Genomic DNA, 17,904 nt, shown 5'->3' with positions numbered 1-17,904 from the left:
TTGCCCACGCCCTTCGCCCGAAAGAACCTGCACCGCCGAAAATCCTCGTACTCTATATCGTCGCCCTGCATCACAAGGAACCTCCATGGACACGCCGACCCGGCAGCCATCGCCCGCCCTGGCCGCCCTGCTGTCCATCCTCGCGACCGGCACCGCCCTGGCGGCCGCCCCTTCGCCCGCCTACCCCGACGCCGACGCCAGCGACCCAGCCAGACTCCGCTGGATGGCCGGCTCGCCTCCGCCGCCCGACCGCCTCCTGCGGTTCGACGACGGCTCTTATTTCCGCTTTCCCGCACTGCGCTGGAGCGTCTCCAACTTCCGCCAGCTCATGCCTACGGTGAACGTTTCGCGCGGGCTGAGCGCCCCCGCGCCGCTGCCGCGCGCCTTGCGCGACGACATCGACGATGTGGTTTTCCAGCCGATGGGAGCCAATCGGCCCATGAGCTGGAAGGAATCCTTGAAAGCCAACTACACCGACGGCATCGTGGTGTTGCACAAGGGACGGATCGTCTACGAGCGCTATTTCGGGGTGTTGAATCCCCAGGGCCAGCACGGCGCGATGTCGGTGACGAAGTCTTTCGTCGGTACGCTGGCGGCGATGCTCGTGGCCGAAGGCGAGCTGGATCCGTCGCGCCGGGTGGCCGGGTATGTGCCGGAGCTGGGGTCGTCGGCCTTTGGCAATGCGACGGTCCGTCAGCTAATGGACATGACGACCGGCATCCGTTTCAGCGAGGACTATGCCGATCCGGATGCCGAGGTCTGGGCACATGCGGCCGCCGGCAATCCCTTGCCCAAGGCGCAGGACTACACCGGGCCGCGCAGTTATTACGAGTTCCTCCAAACGGTGAAGCCCGAAGGCCGGCACGGGGAGGCCTTTCACTACCGGACGGCCAACACCGATGCGCTGGGCTGGGTTCTCGCCCGGGTCAGCGGCCGCTCGGTGGCGCAGTTGCTGTCGGAACGCGTCTGGAGCCGGCTGGGCGCCGAGCAGGATGCCTACATGACGGTCGATTCGACGGGCACGCCTTTCGCGGGAGGCGGTTTGAATACGGGTTTGCGCGATCTGGCGCGTTTCGGCGAGATGATCCGGAACAATGGCTTCTTCAACGGCCGGCAGGTTCTTCCCGCGGCCGCTGTGGCCGACATCCGCCGCGGCGGGGATCCGGCGGCCTTCACCCAGGCGGGCTATACCCTGTTGGCGGGCTGGACGTATCGCGACATGTGGTGGGTGACGCACAATGCGCACGGCGCTTTCGCCGCGCGCGGCGTGCACGGCCAGGCGCTGTACATCGATCCGAAGGCGGAAATGGTGATCGCGCGTTTTGCCTCGCATCCGGTGGCGGGCAACGCCGCCAACGATCCGACGTCGCTGCCGGCCTATCACGCGCTCGCGCGGCATCTGATGGGAGAACGCTGAGCTTGGCTCTCCCTACTGCTTTTCCGGCATCGCCGAGGAATGATGGCTGGTGATCAGCCACTTTCGGCCGTCCCATCGATAGGTATAGGTGTAGCGGGCCCGGACCACCGCCCCGGTACGGGCGAAGGTGAAGGTGTACAGCCCCGAATCCACGGCGCTGTTGCACCCAAGTTCGATGCGGCGCGCATCGATGCGGCCCTGTGGACGGTCCTCCAGGAAATGGTGGAAATAGTCCTCTTTCTCGGCCACCGTGTAGCGCGGCTGATTGGACACCGTGGGCAGGAGGATGGACCGTTCCGCATAGTTGGCGACCACCTGGCGCGGGTCGCCGGTCTGCAGCGAACGGTTCCAGCGGTCGAACAGCCCCGCGACCTCCTGCTCGGAGACGGCCTGGCAGCTTTCCGTATGCGGCGCCGACGCGCCGCCGGGCGCCCCCGGATTCGCGACACAACCCGCCACCGCGGCTGCCAGAATGGCTATGCCTGCTCGTTTCATGAGATTCCCCGCCCCGTTCCATTGCAATGGAGCTCAAGCATAGCGGGCGATTGGGCGGCCGGAGCGTCCATAGGCGTAAACACCGATCCGCCCGCGCCCGGAACTTTTTTGCCTTTTTATGTCTTATATCTTATATAAGACATAGGATCTACACTTATCCGAGGCTGCCTGCGCCCTACATCGCAAGGATGCAGCATAAGTGGTAGATTTAACCGGTTTCCCTTCGGAGCTGATCATGCCGCACAACACGTTCAAGACACTGAAAGAGTTCCAGGTCGGCAGCAAGTCCGGCCAGTACTATTCGTTGCCGGCCCTCGGCAAGTCCCTGGGAACGAAGGTGGGCCGGCTTCCCGTCTCCATCCGCGTCGTGCTCGAATCCGTGCTGCGCAACTGTGACGGCAAGAAGGTTACCGAGGAACACATCAGGCAGTTGGCCAATTGGCAGCCCAACGCCAGGCGCGAGGATGAAATTCCGTTCGTGGTGGCGCGCGTAGTGCTGCAGGACTTCACCGGCGTGCCGCTGCTGGCCGACCTGGCCGCCATGCGCAACGTCGCTTCCCGCCTGCACAAGGACCCCAAGGCCATCGAGCCGCTGGTGCCGGTGGACCTCGTCGTCGACCACTCGGTCATGATCGACGAGTACGGCAACAACCAGGCCCTTGACCTGAACATGAAGCTGGAGTTCAAGCGCAACCACGAGCGCTACCAGTTCATGAAATGGGGCATGCAGGCTTTCGATACGTTCGGCGTGGTGCCTCCCGGCTTCGGCATCGTCCACCAGGTCAACCTGGAGTACCTGGCGCGCGGCGTGCACCAGCGCGACAACGTCTACTACCCGGACACGATGGTCGGCACCGATAGCCACACCACCATGATCAACGGCATAGGCGCGGTGGCCTGGGGCGTCGGCGGCATCGAGGCCGAGGCCGCGATGCTGGGGCAGCCTGTCTACATCCTGACGCCCGACGTGGTCGGCGTGGAACTCAAGGGCAAGCTGCGCGAAGGCGTCACCGCCACCGATCTGGTCCTGACCATCACCGAGATGCTGCGCCGCGAAAAGGTCGTGGGCAAGTTCGTCGAGTTCTGTGGCCCGGGCACGGCCAGCCTGACCGTTTCCGAGCGCGCGACCATCGGCAACATGGCCCCCGAGTACGGCGCCACCATCGGTTTCTTCCCGGTGGACGAGCGCACCGTCGACTTCCTCCAGGGCACCGGCCGCACCAAGGCCGAGATCGAGGCCTTCGAGGCCTATTACCGCGCACAGAAGATGTTCGGCATCCCCGACGCCAAGGAGATCGACTACACCAAGCTGCTGACGCTGGACCTCTCCACCGTGGCGCCCTCGCTGGCCGGCCCCAAGCGCCCGCAGGACCGCATCGAGATCGGCAACGTCAAGCATACGTTCAACGACCTGTTCAGCAAGCCGGTGGCCGAGAATGGCTTCGCGCAGCCGGCCGAGCTGCTGGACCACGAATTCAAGACGGAGAGCGGCATTCCCGTCCAGAACGGCGACATCCTGATCGCCGCGATCACCTCGTGCACCAACACTTCCAACCCCAGCGTGCTGCTGGCCGCCGGGCTGCTTGCCAAGAAGGCCGTCAAGGCCGGCCTGTCGGTCAAGCCCCACATCAAGACCTCGCTCGCCCCGGGATCGCGCGTGGTCACGGAATACCTGCAGAAGACCGGCCTGCTCCCCTACCTGGAACAATTGGGCTTCAACGTGGCGGCCTACGGCTGCACCACCTGCATCGGCAACGCCGGCGACCTGACCGCCGAGCTGAACGACCTCATCATCAAGAACAACCTGGTCTGTGCCGCCGTGCTCTCGGGCAACCGCAATTTCGAGGCGCGCATCCACCCGAACATCAAGGCCAACTTCCTGGCTTCGCCGCCGCTGGTGGTGGCCTATGCGATCGCCGGCACCATGAAGCGCGACCTCATGACCGAGCCGGTGGGCAAGGGCAAGAAGGGCGACGTCTACCTGGGCGACATCTGGCCCACCCAGGCGGAAGTGGAAAAGCTGATGAAGTATGCACTGAACCCCCGGGCGTTCAAGGAAAACTACGCCCAGGTCAAGAGCAACCCGGGCAAGCTGTGGCAGGACATCGAAGGCGTGAGCGGCCAGGTCTACAACTGGCCCAAGTCCACCTACATCGCGGAACCGCCCTTCTTCGAGGGCTTCACGATGGAACCCGGCGCAGCCAGCGCGACGGTGAAGAATGCCCGCGCGCTGGGCCTGTTCGGCGACTCCATCACCACCGACCACATCTCGCCTGCCGGATCGATCAAGGACACCTCGCCGGCGGGAAGGTACCTGCTCGCGCACGGCGTGCTCAAGCCCGACTTCAACAGCTACGGCTCGCGCCGCGGCAATCACGAGGTCATGATGCGCGGCACCTTCGCCAACGTACGCATCAAGAACCTGATGATCCCGCCCAATGCCGACGGCACCCGCGTGGAAGGCGGTCTCACCATCCACCAGCCCAGCGGCGAGCAGTTGTCGATCTACGACGCCGCCATGAAGTACGTCGGCGAAGGCACGCCCACGATGATTTTCGGCGGCGAGGAATACGGCACCGGCTCGTCGCGCGACTGGGCCGCCAAGGGCACGCAATTGCTGGGCGTCAAGGCCGTGATCGCGCGCAGCTTCGAGCGCATCCACCGCAGCAACCTGGTGGGCATGGGCGTATTGCCGCTGCAGTTCAAGGGCTCGGACAGCATCCAGTCCCTGAACATCACCGGGCGCGAGACCTATGACATCACCGGGCTGGAAAACGGCATCAAGCCGCAGCAGGACGCGATGCTGACCATCCATTACGAAGACGGCACCAGCAAGCAGGTCCCGCTGCTGCTGCGCATCGATACGCCGATCGAAGTGGACTACTACAACCACGGCGGCATCCTGCCCTTCGTGCTGCGCCAGTTGCTGGCTGCCTGACATGCCACGCCAGATCCTGGAAGGCATACGCGTCCTGGAACTGGGCCAGCTCATCGCCGGCCCCTTCGCCGCCAAGACCCTGGCCGATTTCGGCGCCCAGGTCATCAAGATCGAGCCGCCCGGCCAGGGCGATCCGCTGCGCAAGTGGCGCATGCTGCACGAAGGCACCTCGGTCTGGTGGGAAGCGCAATCGCGCAACAAGCAGTCGGTGTGCGTGGATCTGCGCCAGCCCGAAGGCCAGGAGCTGGTGCGCATGCTGGCCACCCAGGCCGACGTGCTGATCGAGAACTTCCGGCCGGGCTCGATGGAGAAATGGGGCTTGTCGTGGGAAACGCTGCATGCGCTGAATCCGCGCCTGATCATGCTGCGCGTCTCGGGCTACGGCCAGACCGGGCTGCGGCGCGACGAACCGGGCTTCGCCGCCATCGGTGAAGCCATGGCCGGGCTGCGCTACCTGACCGGCGAGCCCGGCCGCCCGCCGGTGCGCGCCGGGCTGTCGCTGGGGGACACCTTAGCCGGGCTGCACGGCGCGATGGGCGTGCTGCTGGCGCTGTACGAGCGCGATGCGCGCGGCGGCCAGGGACAGATGATCGATACCGCGCTGTACGAGAGCGTATTCAACCTGAGCGAAAGCCTGCTGCCGGAATACTCGGTGTTCGGCGCGGTGCGCGAGCCGGCCGGCGGCGCCTTGCCCGGCATCGCTCCCTCCAATGTCTATCCGTGCGGCGACGGCCAGTACGTCCTGATCTCCGGCAATGGCGACGGCATCTTCAACCGGCTGATGCATCGCATCGGCCGGGGCGATCTGGCCGCTGATCCCGAATTGGCCCGCAATGACGGCCGCGCCCGCCGCGCCGCGGAACTAGACGAGGCCATCGGCGCCTGGACGGGCAGGCTGGACAGCGGCGCGGTCCTCGACGCCATGCACGAGGCCGGCGTCCCTGCCGGGCGCATCTACACGGCGCGCGACATTGCCGAGGATCCGCACTACCGGTCGCGCGACATGATCGAGACAGTCACGGCGGCGAGCGGGCTGGAAGTCGAGATGCCCGGCATCGTGCCCAAGCTGTCCGGCCAGCCCGGCGCGATCCGGCACCGCGCGCCCACGCTAGGCGAACACACCGACGCCGTCCTCGAGCAGGCCGGCCTGGAAGCCGATGCGCGACAGGCGCTGCGTGCCAGGGGGGTCATCGCATGAGCAGGCGATCCGGCCGCCGGCGCGCCAGGACGATACACTAGCGGATTCGACAACTCTGAGCGCCTATCTTCATCCATGGCCCGTTCCCGCAGCAAACCCTCTTCCCGCCTCAACCGCGACGCCGAAAAGCTGACCGCCTTGTCCCTGTCGCTCGACGGCTCGGGCAGCCGCGTCGAAGACCGGTATTGGGAAAAAGAGCTGGGCGCCCTGCTGGAAAAGCTGATGCAGAGCAACCAGGACGCCAGCATCGACGCAGCGCTCGAGGAGCTCTACCAGAACAATGCAGGCGCCTACGAGATCCTGGTCGAACAGGCCGAAACGCTCTCCGAATCGATGATCCTGCAGAAAGACGGCGACGCCTACGACGTGCTGCTGATCGTCGCCCCGGTCGTGGCATGGACTCGTTTCAGCATTCCCTACGGTCCGATCCGCGCCGAGTCGCTCGCCGCGCTCAAGGCCCATCTGCACGGACATATCCTGGCGCACGGGACCCTGCTCGCACTGGCTCCCGAGCTCTACAGCGTGGACCAGATGCCCCGCTCGTTCGCCGCCACCCGGCTGTGGCTCGCCCGCCTGGGCGCGCAGGCGCTGGACCTGCCGCCTCCGAAGCAGCAGCCCGGCCAGACGGAAATCGCCAACTTGCTGGCCGACACCCGCTACCTCGTCGGTGCGGTGGCAGTGCCCCAGGGCGCGCCGCTGTTCCGCTGGCAGGAGCACCCCGGCAAACCCGAAGACACCCGTGAAAGCTGCCTGGCTCAATGGGTGGCGCAGGCGTCACCGCTGTTCGGCGAACTGCTGCCCGGCTGCGGATTCGAATGCCTGCTGCCGGACGCCTATTACGTCAGCAACCGCGAAGCCGACCGCCGCGTGCGGCCGTTGTCGCTGCGCGCCTCGGTCGCCTGGCTGGAGGCGGCGCTGAGCCTGGCTCCCGAGCAATTGCGCGCGGTCATCGCGGCCTGCGGCGAGACCGACGTCGAGGAATACCGCATCGGCTTCACCCAGCGGCAGAGCAACGATGTCATCTACGGCTGCGCCTGGCCGCTGTTCGGCCGTGAGGACGACACGCCCGAGCAGCCGGCCATGGAGTTGATCGCAGACCAGTTGCGCGAACTCGGCGTGACCGACCTGCGCAAGCTGTCCGGCCTGCTGCCCCCGGATTTCTGCGACGACTGCGGCGCGCCCTACTTCCCCAATCCGCTGGGCGAAATGGTGCACGCCGAACCACCCGAAGACGCGGACGCCAGCCCGACGCACTTCCACTGACGACGCCGCTCAGGCCGCCTTGACCGGGGCGCCGCCCTCGGACTTCGCATCGGGACGGGCGGCATAGCGGTTCGCCAGGACGGCGCACACCATGAGCTGCATCTGGTGGAAGATCATCAACGGCAGCACGATGGCGCCGGCGGCGCTGCTGGACAGCAGCACCTTGGCCATGGGAATGCCGGTCGCCAGGCTTTTCTTGGATCCGCAGAATACGATGGTGATCTCGTCCTCCTTGGAAAACCCCAGCGCCCGGCTGACATAGGTCGTGATCAGCAGCACCACGCCCAGGATGACCGCGCAGCAGACCAGGATGCCCGCCAGCGTGGCGGTCGAGGTCTGCTGCCAGAGGCCGCCCACCACCGCCTCGCTGAAGGCGGTATAGACCACCAGCAGGATGGAGCCCTGGTCCACGAACTTGAGCATCGCCCGCCGCCTGGCCACCCAGCCGCCTATCCAGCGGCGCGCGATCTGCCCCACTACGAAAGGCAGCAGCAGCTGCAGCAGGATCTTGCCGATGGCGTCGAAAGACAGCGAGCCTTCGCCGGACGTGCTCATCATCAGCTTGACCAGGACCGGGGTAATGAAAATTCCCAGCAGGCTGGACCCCGAGGCGCTGCAAATCGCCGCCGGGATGTTGCCGCGCGCGATCGAGGTCAGCGCGATGGCCGACTGGACCGTGGCGGGCAGCGCGCACAGGAACAGGATGCCCAGGTAGAGGTCCGGGGTGACCAGCGGCGCCAGCACCGGCTTGAAGGCCAGCCCGAGCAGCGGGAACATCACGAAAGTGAAGGCGAAGATCAGCACGTGCAGGCGCCAGTGCGTCGCGCCCGCGACGATGGCCTCGCGCGACAGCTTGGCGCCGTGCAGGAAGAACAGCACGGCGATGGCGATGTTGGTGATCCAGTCGAACGCCACGGCGGTCTGGCCGGAACAGGGCAGTACGCTGGCGATGACGACGACCAGGATCAGATTGAGCGTGAAATTGTCGGGAAGGAAACGCGGACGGGTCATGGCGAGGGGCTCCCGCTGTCGGGAACCTCGGAAGGGTAAACACCGATTATCCCCCGTAGACGCTCGCGCTGCCCATGCAGACGGCGAATAGCAGTTGTGCACGCCAGTCAAAGATGGCCACGAGCCAAACGCTTTGCCGCATAATCGCAGCGAACCCGCATTCTTTCCGGAGCCACGCATGACCGACAAGATCGCCAAGCCAGCCCAGCAGCCCATACAGGTCTACTCCTGGCCCACTCCCAACGGCCACAAAGTGCACATCATGCTCGAAGAGTGCAAGCTGCCGTACGAAGTGCACGCCGTGAACATCGGCGCGGGCGACCAGTTCAAGGAAGAATTCCTCGCCCTCAGCCCGAACAACAAAATTCCCGCCATTCTCGATCCCGACGGGCCGGACGGCCGCCCCATGCCGCTGTTCGAGTCCGGCGCCATCCTGGTCTACCTGGCAGGCAAGGTCGGCAAATTCCTGGGCAAGACCGATCGCGAGCGCTACAACACGCTGCAATGGCTGATGTTCCAGATGGGCGGGGTCGGCCCCATGCTCGGCCAGGCGCACCATTTCCGGCTATACGCGCCGGAGCGCATCGAGTACGCCACCAACCGCTACACCAACGAGGCCCGGCGCCTGTACAGCGTGATGGACAGGCAGCTCTCCCGGCACGCCTTCCTGGCGGGCCGCGCCTACACCATCGCTGACATCGCCACCTGGCCCTGGACCCGCTCGCACGCCAACCAGGGCGTGGACCTGGGCGATTACCCCAACGTCAAGCGCTGGTTCGACGAAATCCAGGCGCGCCCGGCCGTGCAGCGCGGCATCCAGGTGCTGGCAGACCAGCGCAAGCCGCAAGACGCCACGGCCAAGGAGAACCTGTTCGGCGCGACCCAGTACATGAAGCGCTAGCCGTACGGCCCGCGCAGTCGCAGCGCTGCGTCCCTAGGCCAGCCAATGGCCGAGGGCCGGCGCCACCAGCACCATGACCAGTCCGCTGAAGATCATCAGCAGGCTGGCCATCACGCCCGCTTCCTCGCTGAGTTCGCGTGCCCGGACCGTACCCAGCGCGTGGGCCGCAGCGCCGTACGAGGCGCCGCTGGCCATGCGCGAACGGCGCGGCATCACGGCCAGGACGATTTCCCCCATCAGCATGCCGGCCAGGCCGGTAAACACCACGAACATCACCGCCAGATCGGCATTGCCGCCAACGGTATCGGCCGTGGCCAGCGCGAACGGCGTGGAAACCGAGCGCACCAGCAAACTGTTCGTGACCTCTGGCGACAAGTGCAGCAGGTGGGCCAGGCCCCAGGACGTTCCCACCGCGGCCGCGACGCCAGCCAGAGTGCCGATGGCCAATGCAAGCCACTGCTCGCGGATCAGGCGGCGGTATTCGTAGATGGGCACCGCGAAGGCCACCGTTGCCGGCCCCAGGAACCACAGCAGCAGGCGGGTGTCGGCAGTGTATTCGTCCAGGGATATGCCGGTCGCGAGCAGCAGCGCAGCCAGCATCGCCGGCGTCAGCAGAATGGGATGGGTCCAGATGCGTGCGTGGCGGGCGTACAGGACCTTGTTCAGACAATAGAGAACGACGGTCGCCGCCAGGCAGAAGGCCAGCATCATGATGCGCTGCCCTCCCCGCCCATGCCGCGGCGCCGCCCGGCCACCCATTCCACGGTCAGCGCCGTGACCAGCATCACGCAGGCATTGCCCAGCACGATCACCACCATCAGCTTGACACCCTCGGTCTTGAGGAGGTCCTGGTAGCGAACGATGGCGACGACCGCCGGGATGAAAAACACCAGCATGTCGGCCAACAGCCACTTCGCCCCCCGGTCGATGCGCGCCAGCGGGAGCCAGCCGCTCAGCAGCAGCGCGAGGACGGCAAACAGCCCGACCACGCCGCCCGGAACCGGCAATCCCGTCCGCTGGACCAGCGCATCGCCCGCCCACCATACGGCGATCAGGGCCAGCACTTGCAGGATCCGGGTGGCAAGAGGGGTTAAACGTTTCATGGCTCACGACCTAGGGAATACCCTCTGATTCTAGAAAAAAATAGATCATTTATAAAATGAATAAAATCGATATCAAGAATTCCACATTGGAATGAAATGGACCTTCGAGCCCTGCGCTATTTCGTCGAAGTCATGCATCGCCAAAGCTATACGGCCGCGGCGCGGGCGCTCTGCGTCACCCAGCCGACCGTCAGCAAGATGATCAGGCAGTTGGAGGACGAGCTGGGCACGCCGGTGCTGCGCAAATCCGGGAGACGCCTGGAGCCGACCGATACCGGGCGGATCGTGCTGCAGCGCGGCGGCCAGCTGCTGGCGCTGCATGCCCAGTTGCTGGCCGAACTGGCCGACGTGCGCAGTCTGGCGCAAGGTGAACTCGTGATCGGGATCCCGCCGCTGGCGAGCCACTTGCTGACGCCGCTGCTCGGCCAGTTCCACCGCGACTATCCCCAGGTCGAGCTCAAGCTCTTCGAGCGGGGATCGCGCACAGTGGAAGACGAATTGCGCGCCGGCACGCTGGAGATCGGCGCCATGCTGCTGCCCGCCGACGAGGCCGAGTACGACACCCTGCCGATCTGCAACTCGCCGCTCCAGTTGATCGCTCCGGCCTTCTCGAAGTGGAACGGGCTCGCCAGCCTGCGCCTGGCGGAGCTGGCCGCCGAGCCCTTCATCTTCTACGGCGAGGGTTTCGTGCTCAACGAAATCGTCCATGCGGCCTGTATCCAGGCCGGCTTCACGCCGCGGATCGCGGGCCGCAGCAGCCAATGGGATTTCATGGCGTCCATGGTGGCCGCGGGCGTGGGCGTGGCGCTGCTGCCCGAGCTGTTCGGCCGCCAGTTGGACCGGACGCGCCATGCAGTGGTGCCGCTTGCCGATCCGCCGCTCTGGTGGCACATGGCGTTCGCCTGGCGGCGGGGCCGCTACCTCTCGTTCGCGGCACGCGCCTGGCTGGAGCTGGCGCGCCGCACCCTGCCGGACGACGCCAGGCGATAATGCGCCTCCGTCAATTTTTCCGGCCACTCTAGGCCAAGGACTGTTCCCGATGCTAGCCGACGTGTTCTGCCGGGTCATCGACAACTACGGCGATATCGGCGTGTGCTGGCGGCTGGCGCGGCAGTTGCGCCGGGAGCACGGCTGGCAGGTGCGCCTGTGGGTGGACGACCTGCGCGCCGCCGCGCGGCTGGTCCCCGGCGTAGACGAACGACTGGCGCGGCAGCAGGCCGACGGCGTGGAGATCGTGCACTGGACCCGCCCCGCGCCGCCCCTGTCTCCGGGCGACGTGGCGATCGAGGCTTTCGCCTGCGATCCGCCGGCCGAATTCGTCCAGCAAATGGGCGACCGCGTACGGCCGCCGGTATGGATCAATCTCGAATACCTCAGCGCCGAAGCCTGGGTGGAGAACTGTCACGCGCTCCCCTCGCCGCAGCCAGGCGGCCTGCGCAAATATTTCTTTTTCCCGGGCTTCACGCCGGCCACCGGCGGACTGCTGCGCGAACGCACGCTGCTGGCAGAACGCGACGCGCTGCAGGCCGACCCCGTGGGCAGGGCGGCATTTCTCCTTCATGCCGGCGTGCGCGAGCTGCGGCCCGGCGAACGGCTGGCTACGCTGTTCTGTTATCCCGACGCCCAGGCTTCGCTGCTGGCCGACGTGCTGGCCGCGCAACCTGTCCCCACGCTGCTCGCCATCCCGCCCGGCGTCGCGCCCTACCTGAGCGACGGCGCCCGCGGGGCGCTGCGCATCGTCCGCATCCCCTTCCTCGCCCAGCCCGACTACGACCGGCTGCTGTGGTGCGCCGACCTCAACTTCGTGCGAGGCGAGGACTCCTTCGTCCGGGCGCAATGGGCGGGGCGGCCCATGGTCTGGCACATTTATCCGCAGGCCGGGGCCGCGCACGTGGACAAGCTGCAAGCCTGGCTGGACCGCTACCCCTGCCCGCCCTGCGCGGGCGCCCTGCAGACGGCCTGGAACGGCGATGCCGAAGCGGCCCGCCTGCCGGAACTGCTCGCCCAGGCTTTCGAGGCGGGCACGCTCGCCGAATGGAAGGCACAGGCGCTGGCCTGGAGCGACAGCCTGGGCAGGCAGCCCGATCTGGCGGCCAATCTCGCGGCATTCTGCCTGGCGTTGCAGGAAAACCACCGTTGAGCCTGGCCAGCCGCCCGCGCCATGGTCCGCGGCGCAGGCCCGGCGACTAGCGGCCACCGCACAGGGCGCGCTATACTAGTAGGCTGCACAGTTTTCCAGGCTCCTTTGGGAAACCCTCGAAGCAATCGGCAAGAAGAAGAGATGCTTGCCTGGTTTTCGGGAAGCTCACAGGAGCGCCCGTAAGACCCTATCAGGACCCTGGCTGGCATGCGCGGATTTGCCGCGTGCTACCGGAGTCGTCTCCCCTAAGGTTGGTTTCCCAATGAAAATCGCTCAGGAACTGCGTGTCGGCAACGTAATCATGGTCGGCAAGGATCCCCTGGTCGTCCAGAAGACCGAATACAACAAGTCGGGCCGCAACGCCGCCGTCGTCAAGATGAAGCTCAAGAACCTGTTGACCGGTTCGGGCACCGAATCCGTCTACAAGGCCGACGAAAAATTCGAAATCCTGGTGCTCGAGCGCCGCGAGTGCACCTACTCGTACTTCGCCGATCCCATGTACGTCTTCATGGACACCGAGTACAACCAGTACGAAGTCGAAGCCGAAAGCATGGGCGATGCGCTGCACTACCTCGAGGAAGGCATGCCCGTCGAGGTCGTTTTCTACGAAGGCCGCGCCATCTCGGTCGAGATGCCCACCATCGTCGTGCGCGAGATCGTCTACACCGAGCCCGCCGTCCGCGGCGATACGTCCGGCAAGGTGATGAAGCCCGCCAAGGTCAATACCGGCTACGAGCTGCCCGTGCCGCTGTTCTGCGAAATCGGCGACAAGATCGAAATCGATACCCGCACCGGCGAATACCGCAGCCGCGTGAAGTAAAGCCCCACCCCTACCGCTAACAAAGCCCACCCCCCTACCCGCTTACGCGGGCCCCCTCGAGGGGGCGGCGCTGGCGGACCGGCGAAGCCGGATCCGCGGCGCCCTGGGTTCAAATCAGCCCACCAGTGCCGGTTCCTGGCTTGCGCTATTGCAGCCGGTCGTCGTCCAGCATCGCGGGAATCGCGGCCACCGCGATGCCCTCCTCGGCCAGCGACTGCTGTTCCTGATGCGTCGCCACTCCCCGGATCGGACGCTCCGGGGCATCGCCATGATGGATGCGGCGCGCCTCGGCGGCGAAGCGTTCGCCTACGTTCTCGGTCTTGCGCAAGACCTCCCGCAAGTGCTGCAATGCGGCCGCTTGCGCATGGGCGGGCGGCAGGCTGCCCGGGACGGCGCGAGCCGCAGGCTCGGCCGGCGCCTTGCTGCCCGAGACGTTCAGCATCGGCGCAGACAGCTTTTTGTCTATGGACTTGCTGTCGCACAGCGGACAGCAGATCAGCCCGCGCTCGCGCTGCGCGTCGAAATCATCATGCGAGTTGAACCAGCCTTCGAAAACGTGGCCGTGACCGCATTGCAGATCGAAAACCTTGAATGCCATGGAGTTGCGCCTTGCACCCGCTGGCGAGCGGGCGCGTCCTGCGTATAAGTGATGGAACAATGGTACCGCAATCCCGCTCCTGGCCTGCTGGATCAGGCTCTGCGAGGCATGGCCTGCTGCCCGGGATCGTAGGGGCAGGTCCGGTTGCGCCCCTGGCGCTTGGCCGTATAGAGCGCCGTGTCGGCCCTGCGCACCAGCGCGGCCGCCACCAGGCTGCCGTGGGGCACCATGGCTTCCACCCCGATGCTGAGGGTCATGACGCCGAGCTCGCTCTGCAGGTGCGGAATCCGGGCCGCCTGCGTTGCGTTGCGTATCTTTTCGGCAAGCAGGAAGGCCCCGTCGATGTCGGTATTGGGCAACAGCACCGCGAACTCCTCGCCGCCATAGCGGGCCGCGGTATCGCCAGGCCGGCGGATGCAGCTCTTGATCAACTGCGCGATGGCGCGCAGGTACTGGTCCCCCTGCTGGTGGCCGTAGTGATCGTTGAGCGCCTTGAAATGATCCACGTCGATCAGCAGCAGTGCCAACGGCTCGTCGTCGCGCGCGGCACGCCGCCACTCGCGCTCCAGCACTTCGTCGAAACTGCGCCGATTCGCCAGATTGGTCAGGCCGTCGGTGGCGGCCATCGCCAGCAGCTGCGCATTCTCGGCCTCCAGCGCCTCCTCCACTTTCTTGCGGCGCGAGACGTCACGGATATTCAGGATGTAGCGCTCGTCCCCCATCTCGGCCGGCAACTGCCGCACGCTGGCTTCCAGCCATATCCAGGAGGCATCGGCGTGGCAGGCGGGGAAAGTCAGGACCCGCGGCCAGGCCTGGGTTTTGCCCGGCACCAGCGGCAGATAATCGGCACGGACGAAATCATGCAGGCTGTGTCCTTCGATCTCCTGCGGCGCCCACCCCAACACATCCTTGATGGCCGGCGAAATATACGTGACCACGCCGTCGACCCGGCTGATGGCGATGATGTCGGCGGAGTTCTCCGCCAGCACGCGATAGCGCGCCTCGTTGCGCAGGGCGCTGCGCTCGGCCGCCAGGCGCCGCGAGAACTCGCGGCGCAGCTGGCGCACCAGCACCCAGGTCGCCGTGCACAGCAGCACCGTCAGCAAGCCGATGGCCCAGGCTTTGCTGCGCCACGATTGGTAGATGTCCAGATCGGCCAGCCCGACCACCACCACCAGCGGATGCTCGTCCACCGCCGTATAGGCATGCAAGCGCGCGATCCCATCGGCGGATGACGCCGCATGATAACTGCCAAGCTCGGCCGCCGGATATTGGCTGAACAGTTCGGTATCCGCCAGCCGCGAACCCAGTGCTCCCTGGATGCTCGGATAGCGCGCCATCACGGTGCCGTCTCTGCGCAGCAGGATGATTGCGCCATTCGCGCCCAGATCCAGCTGGCGGAACATGTTCTCGAGATAAGCGACCCGCAGCGTCCCCACCACCACGCCGCCGAAGCTGCCGTCCGGCTGCGTGACGCGCCGGCTCACGGCGATCGACCACAGCTTGGCCATCTCCGAAAAGAAAGGACGACTGATGAACATGCCCACGTCGGCGGCATCGCGATGGACGCGGAAGTAGTCCCGGTAGGCGAAATTCAGGCCGCGGCCCGCAACGAGCTTGGAATCGGTCACCATCGAGCCTTCCGCGTCGAGCACGACCAGCGTGCCCACGCCGCGGATCTCCGGCACGCCATCGAACAGCAGCCGATGGCGGCTCTCGGCGTCGAGGTTCTCGACGTCGGCGATCCGCAGGCCGTTCAGCATGGATTGCAGGGATAGGTCGACCAGCTCGATGTCGCGACCGATACCGTCGGCCACCACCCGGCTGAGATTGACCGTGGCATCTCGCGCCGCTCGCGTGGCATCCTGGCGGGTGTCGTACAGCGCGGCGGCACACGTCAGGCCAAAACACGCGACAACCAAGGTGGTCCATAACGTAAGCCAGCGCATGAACCGATCATCAGTTACAAAAAGTTGCCTGGACTATACATCCAATTGCCGACGATGATACCTCTTCATGCCAACTTGGCGTTTTTTCGCCCCGCAAGTCTCAGGAATTTCGGTCGTCCACATAGCGGACGAACGCTCCCACGGCCAATCCACGCAAAAGCTTCATCCGGAAGGTGCCGATGACCCGGTGGTCGTGCCAGCCCTCTTCGGGCCAATCGTCGAGGATCTTGCGCAGCGCGGGCAGGTCGAGGTAGCGGCCGACCGTCGGATGCTCGCTCAGGCGCTGCCACTCGGCCTTCAGGCCCGCCAGGTCGGCCGACACGCCTTCATGCCAGTCGGCGGCCTGCAGGCCTCTCTCTTTGGCGCCCAGTATCTCCGGCGGCAATACGCCGCCCATCAGGCGGCGCAGCAGCCAGCGGGTCTGGCCGCCGCGCAGGTACTGGTGCCCGGGCAATGAAAGACAATATTCGATCAGCCGCAGGTCGGCGGTGGGATCGCGCATTTCCAACCCCGCTGCGTTGGCCGCCGCCGAGCTATCGCCCCAATCCATGCGGCGCAGCACGGCAATGCGCATTTTCCGCCCGTCGCCCCAGGGCTGACAGGTGGTATCCCAGCCTGCGGCACGTATCCGCCGCGGGCTGTCCATGCGCGCCATGAAAGCTTCGTTGATGGCCATATAGCTCGTCACTGCGCTCACGCCGTTCTCGCGCAGGGGCAAGGTGGCCCGCCACAGCCAGGACGGCAGGTACGGCCCCAGCGAGGCGCCCAGCAGCCCACGCCAGCGCCGGCTGCCGTGCCGTTTCAAGGCCCTGAGTTCCCGCCACCATTCGCCCCAGGCTCCATGCGCGAGCAACTCGGAAAGGTAAGGTTCGCCGGAGTACGAGATGGTCATGTTGCCCATCTGGCCGGTCAGCAGCACGCGCGCGCCGCGCTGCACGGCATCCGCTTCGATCGCGTCGATCCAGACCTGGTTGCACGGATTGGCCGGTCCGCGGTCCAGGCGTTCCATCGCGCGCATCAGGCCCTTGAGCGGGGAAACGGCGCCGCTGCGGATCAGCACGTGCTCGATGTTCGGAAACCGCGCTGCGACCGCGCGCGCACCCGGTCCTTCATCGCCATACCGCCCCCTGGGCGACGGCAGCGCATAGCCCTCCCGCGGCACCGCCGTGTAGGCCAGCAGCCGGCCCCCCCGCTCTGCCAGCTGACGCGCCGCTATCGCCGTGACCGTGGCGCTGTCGAAACCGGAACTCAGGTGCGAGGCCACCGCGCCGCGGCTGCGCAAGCGCCGCGCCACGGCACGCTCCAGCTCGTGCCGAAAGCCCTCCAGATAGTCGTCGTCGCTCGACAGGCGCAGCTCCCGCGTCGTATCGAAATCGTGATAGCGGCGCGCCGCGATGCGGCCCTGCTCCAGCGTCAGCACCTGGCCGGGCTCGATGCGCCAGACGTCCTTGAAGAGCGATCGCGGACCCGTCATGGGCAACAGGCACATTCCGTCGTGCAAGGCCTCCTCGTCCAGTTCGCGCGGCACCTGGGGCAGCGCGAACAAGCCCTTGGGCATGGTCGAAAAGGCAAAGAAATCCGAGTGGCGGTGCCAGAACAGCGGACGCGCTCCCATGGGATCCCGCGCCAGCCACAGCCGCCTGCGCGAAGGCTGCCAGCAGGCCAGCGCGAAATCGCCCAGCAGGCGGGATGGCGTGCCGTCGTCCCAGCGCAGGCACGCGCGCAGCGTCAGCATGCCGTCGGCCAGGGTGGCCAGTTCGGCGCCGCCGATTCCCAGGTCGTCCGCCAGTTCCTCGCGATTGTCCAGCCTGCCGTCGAAGAGCACCAACGTGCCGCTGGCCGCGTCATAGGGCAACTGGAAATCCAGGCTGTCTTCCGGTGTGATCCGCAGCAGTGTGCGCACGAAACCCGCGCTCTCGCGCAGCCAGGACTGGCTGGCGTCGGGACCATAAGGAGCCAGGACGCCTTGCACGCGCTCCAGCGCCGCGCGAGACGCGGGCTGCCCATCCAATCGAACCAGGCCGGCAATCGCGGTCACATCGAATCCTCAAGAAGAAAAACCCGGCACCAT

Annotated in this window: 15 protein-coding genes; 8 read left to right on the top strand and 7 right to left on the bottom strand. The window is 66.2% G+C overall.

Going from position 1 to position 17,904, the window contains the following annotated elements; genetic code table 11:
- Positions 1-85 precede the first annotated feature (85 nt).
- A complete protein-coding gene (locus PIGHUM_RS21940; protein ID WP_124081849.1) occupies positions 86-1,417 on the top strand; it encodes a serine hydrolase domain-containing protein in 1,332 nt (443 codons plus the stop codon).
- Between the two features lie 12 nt (positions 1,418-1,429).
- On the opposite strand, the gene PIGHUM_RS21935 is transcribed toward PIGHUM_RS21940, so the two are convergent.
- Positions 1,430-1,912, bottom strand: coding sequence for a DUF4440 domain-containing protein (locus tag PIGHUM_RS21935; protein ID WP_124081848.1), 483 nt, complete (start codon positions 1,910-1,912; stop codon positions 1,430-1,432).
- A 235-nt stretch (positions 1,913-2,147) separates the two neighbouring features.
- Here PIGHUM_RS21935 and acnA point away from each other — a divergent pair, with 235 nt between their 5' ends.
- The 3 genes from acnA (at position 2,148) to PIGHUM_RS21920 (ending at position 7,311) form a co-directional block, all read left to right on the top strand.
- Positions 2,148-4,850: an aconitate hydratase AcnA gene (gene acnA, locus PIGHUM_RS21930; protein ID WP_124081847.1), complete on the top strand. Its 2,703-nt coding sequence runs from the start codon at positions 2,148-2,150 to the stop codon at positions 4,848-4,850.
- 1 nt (position 4,851) lies between these two features.
- A complete protein-coding gene (locus PIGHUM_RS21925; RefSeq protein ID WP_124081846.1) occupies positions 4,852-6,048 on the top strand; it encodes a CaiB/BaiF CoA transferase family protein in 1,197 nt (398 codons plus the stop codon).
- Between the two features lie 75 nt (positions 6,049-6,123).
- Positions 6,124-7,311 carry a DUF2863 family protein gene (locus PIGHUM_RS21920; RefSeq protein WP_124081845.1) on the top strand — a complete coding sequence of 396 codons (1,188 nt, stop codon included), beginning with the start codon at positions 6,124-6,126 and terminating at the stop codon, positions 7,309-7,311.
- Positions 7,312-7,320: 9 nt separating this feature from the next.
- Here PIGHUM_RS21920 and PIGHUM_RS21915 read toward each other — a convergent pair whose 3' ends face one another.
- Entirely contained in the window at positions 7,321-8,322 is a 1,002-nt protein-coding gene (locus PIGHUM_RS21915) for a bile acid:sodium symporter family protein (RefSeq protein WP_124081844.1), read from the bottom strand.
- A 178-nt stretch (positions 8,323-8,500) separates the two neighbouring features.
- On the opposite strand from PIGHUM_RS21915, the gene PIGHUM_RS21910 reads away from it, so the two are divergent.
- A complete protein-coding gene (locus PIGHUM_RS21910; RefSeq protein ID WP_124081843.1) occupies positions 8,501-9,223 on the top strand; it encodes a glutathione binding-like protein in 723 nt (240 codons plus the stop codon).
- A 33-nt stretch (positions 9,224-9,256) separates the two neighbouring features.
- On the opposite strand, the gene PIGHUM_RS21905 is transcribed toward PIGHUM_RS21910, so the two are convergent.
- Both PIGHUM_RS21905 and PIGHUM_RS21900 read right to left on the bottom strand, forming a co-directional pair.
- Positions 9,257-9,934: an LrgB family protein gene (locus tag PIGHUM_RS21905; protein WP_124081842.1), complete on the bottom strand. Its 678-nt coding sequence runs from the start codon at positions 9,932-9,934 to the stop codon at positions 9,257-9,259.
- Complete coding sequence (locus tag PIGHUM_RS21900; protein WP_124081841.1) at positions 9,931-10,326, bottom strand: CidA/LrgA family protein; 396 nt, start codon at positions 10,324-10,326, stop codon at positions 9,931-9,933. Before PIGHUM_RS21900 ends, PIGHUM_RS21905 begins: the two co-directional genes overlap by 4 nt.
- Before the next feature lie 96 nt (positions 10,327-10,422).
- On the opposite strand from PIGHUM_RS21900, the gene PIGHUM_RS21895 reads away from it, so the two are divergent.
- From PIGHUM_RS21895 to efp, 3 genes are all read left to right on the top strand, one after another.
- Positions 10,423-11,316 carry a LysR family transcriptional regulator gene (locus tag PIGHUM_RS21895; protein WP_124081840.1) on the top strand — a complete coding sequence of 298 codons (894 nt, stop codon included), beginning with the start codon at positions 10,423-10,425 and terminating at the stop codon, positions 11,314-11,316.
- A gap of 49 nt (positions 11,317-11,365) precedes the next feature.
- Positions 11,366-12,466: an elongation factor P maturation arginine rhamnosyltransferase EarP gene (gene earP, locus PIGHUM_RS21890; protein WP_124081839.1), complete on the top strand. Its 1,101-nt coding sequence runs from the start codon at positions 11,366-11,368 to the stop codon at positions 12,464-12,466.
- Positions 12,467-12,728: 262 nt separating this feature from the next.
- The gene (gene efp / locus PIGHUM_RS21885; protein ID WP_124081838.1) at positions 12,729-13,286 is read left to right on the top strand and encodes an elongation factor P; all 558 of its coding nucleotides are present in this window, start codon (positions 12,729-12,731) and stop codon (positions 13,284-13,286) included.
- Between the two features lie 145 nt (positions 13,287-13,431).
- Here efp and PIGHUM_RS21880 read toward each other — a convergent pair whose 3' ends face one another.
- The 3 genes from PIGHUM_RS21880 to PIGHUM_RS21870 all read right to left on the bottom strand — a co-directional run bounded on the left by PIGHUM_RS21880 (position 13,432) and on the right by PIGHUM_RS21870 (position 17,871).
- On the bottom strand, positions 13,432-13,884 hold the full coding sequence (locus PIGHUM_RS21880; RefSeq protein WP_124081837.1) for a DUF1178 family protein: 453 nt from the start codon (positions 13,882-13,884) through the stop codon (positions 13,432-13,434).
- A gap of 92 nt (positions 13,885-13,976) precedes the next feature.
- A complete protein-coding gene (locus tag PIGHUM_RS21875; RefSeq protein WP_124081836.1) occupies positions 13,977-15,833 on the bottom strand; it encodes a diguanylate cyclase domain-containing protein in 1,857 nt (618 codons plus the stop codon).
- 100 nt (positions 15,834-15,933) lie between these two features.
- A complete protein-coding gene (locus tag PIGHUM_RS21870; protein ID WP_124081835.1) occupies positions 15,934-17,871 on the bottom strand; it encodes an asparagine synthetase B family protein in 1,938 nt (645 codons plus the stop codon).
- Between the last annotated feature and the right edge of the window lie 33 nt (positions 17,872-17,904).

Source organism: Pigmentiphaga humi, assembly GCF_900606115.1.
Lineage (GTDB): Bacteria > Pseudomonadota > Gammaproteobacteria > Burkholderiales > Burkholderiaceae_B > Pigmentiphaga > Pigmentiphaga humi.
Note: the sequence above shows the minus strand (reverse complement) of the source record. Positions and strands in the feature narration are given on the sequence as shown.

Excerpts from the sequence above, each read along its gene's own strand:
- PIGHUM_RS21935 (WP_124081848.1), bottom strand. The coding sequence starts at position 1,912 with ATGAAACGAGCAGGCATAGCCATTCTGGCAGCCGCGGTGGCGGGTTGT.
- PIGHUM_RS21875 (WP_124081836.1), bottom strand. The coding sequence starts at position 15,833 with ATGCGCTGGCTTACGTTATGGACCACCTTGGTTGTCGCGTGTTTTGGC.
- PIGHUM_RS21915 (WP_124081844.1), bottom strand. The coding sequence starts at position 8,322 with ATGACCCGTCCGCGTTTCCTTCCCGACAATTTCACGCTCAATCTGATC.
- PIGHUM_RS21905 (WP_124081842.1), bottom strand. The coding sequence starts at position 9,934 with ATGATGCTGGCCTTCTGCCTGGCGGCGACCGTCGTTCTCTATTGTCTG.
- PIGHUM_RS21880 (WP_124081837.1), bottom strand. The coding sequence starts at position 13,884 with ATGGCATTCAAGGTTTTCGATCTGCAATGCGGTCACGGCCACGTTTTC.
- PIGHUM_RS21910 (WP_124081843.1), top strand. The coding sequence starts at position 8,501 with ATGACCGACAAGATCGCCAAGCCAGCCCAGCAGCCCATACAGGTCTAC.
- PIGHUM_RS21940 (WP_124081849.1), top strand. The coding sequence starts at position 86 with ATGGACACGCCGACCCGGCAGCCATCGCCCGCCCTGGCCGCCCTGCTG.
- PIGHUM_RS21925 (WP_124081846.1), top strand. The coding sequence starts at position 4,852 with ATGCCACGCCAGATCCTGGAAGGCATACGCGTCCTGGAACTGGGCCAG.
- acnA (WP_124081847.1), top strand. The coding sequence starts at position 2,148 with ATGCCGCACAACACGTTCAAGACACTGAAAGAGTTCCAGGTCGGCAGC.
- PIGHUM_RS21895 (WP_124081840.1), top strand. The coding sequence starts at position 10,423 with ATGGACCTTCGAGCCCTGCGCTATTTCGTCGAAGTCATGCATCGCCAA.
- earP (WP_124081839.1), top strand. The coding sequence starts at position 11,366 with ATGCTAGCCGACGTGTTCTGCCGGGTCATCGACAACTACGGCGATATC.
- PIGHUM_RS21920 (WP_124081845.1), top strand. The coding sequence starts at position 6,124 with ATGGCCCGTTCCCGCAGCAAACCCTCTTCCCGCCTCAACCGCGACGCC.
- efp (WP_124081838.1), top strand. The coding sequence starts at position 12,729 with ATGAAAATCGCTCAGGAACTGCGTGTCGGCAACGTAATCATGGTCGGC.
- PIGHUM_RS21900 (WP_124081841.1), bottom strand. The coding sequence starts at position 10,326 with ATGAAACGTTTAACCCCTCTTGCCACCCGGATCCTGCAAGTGCTGGCC.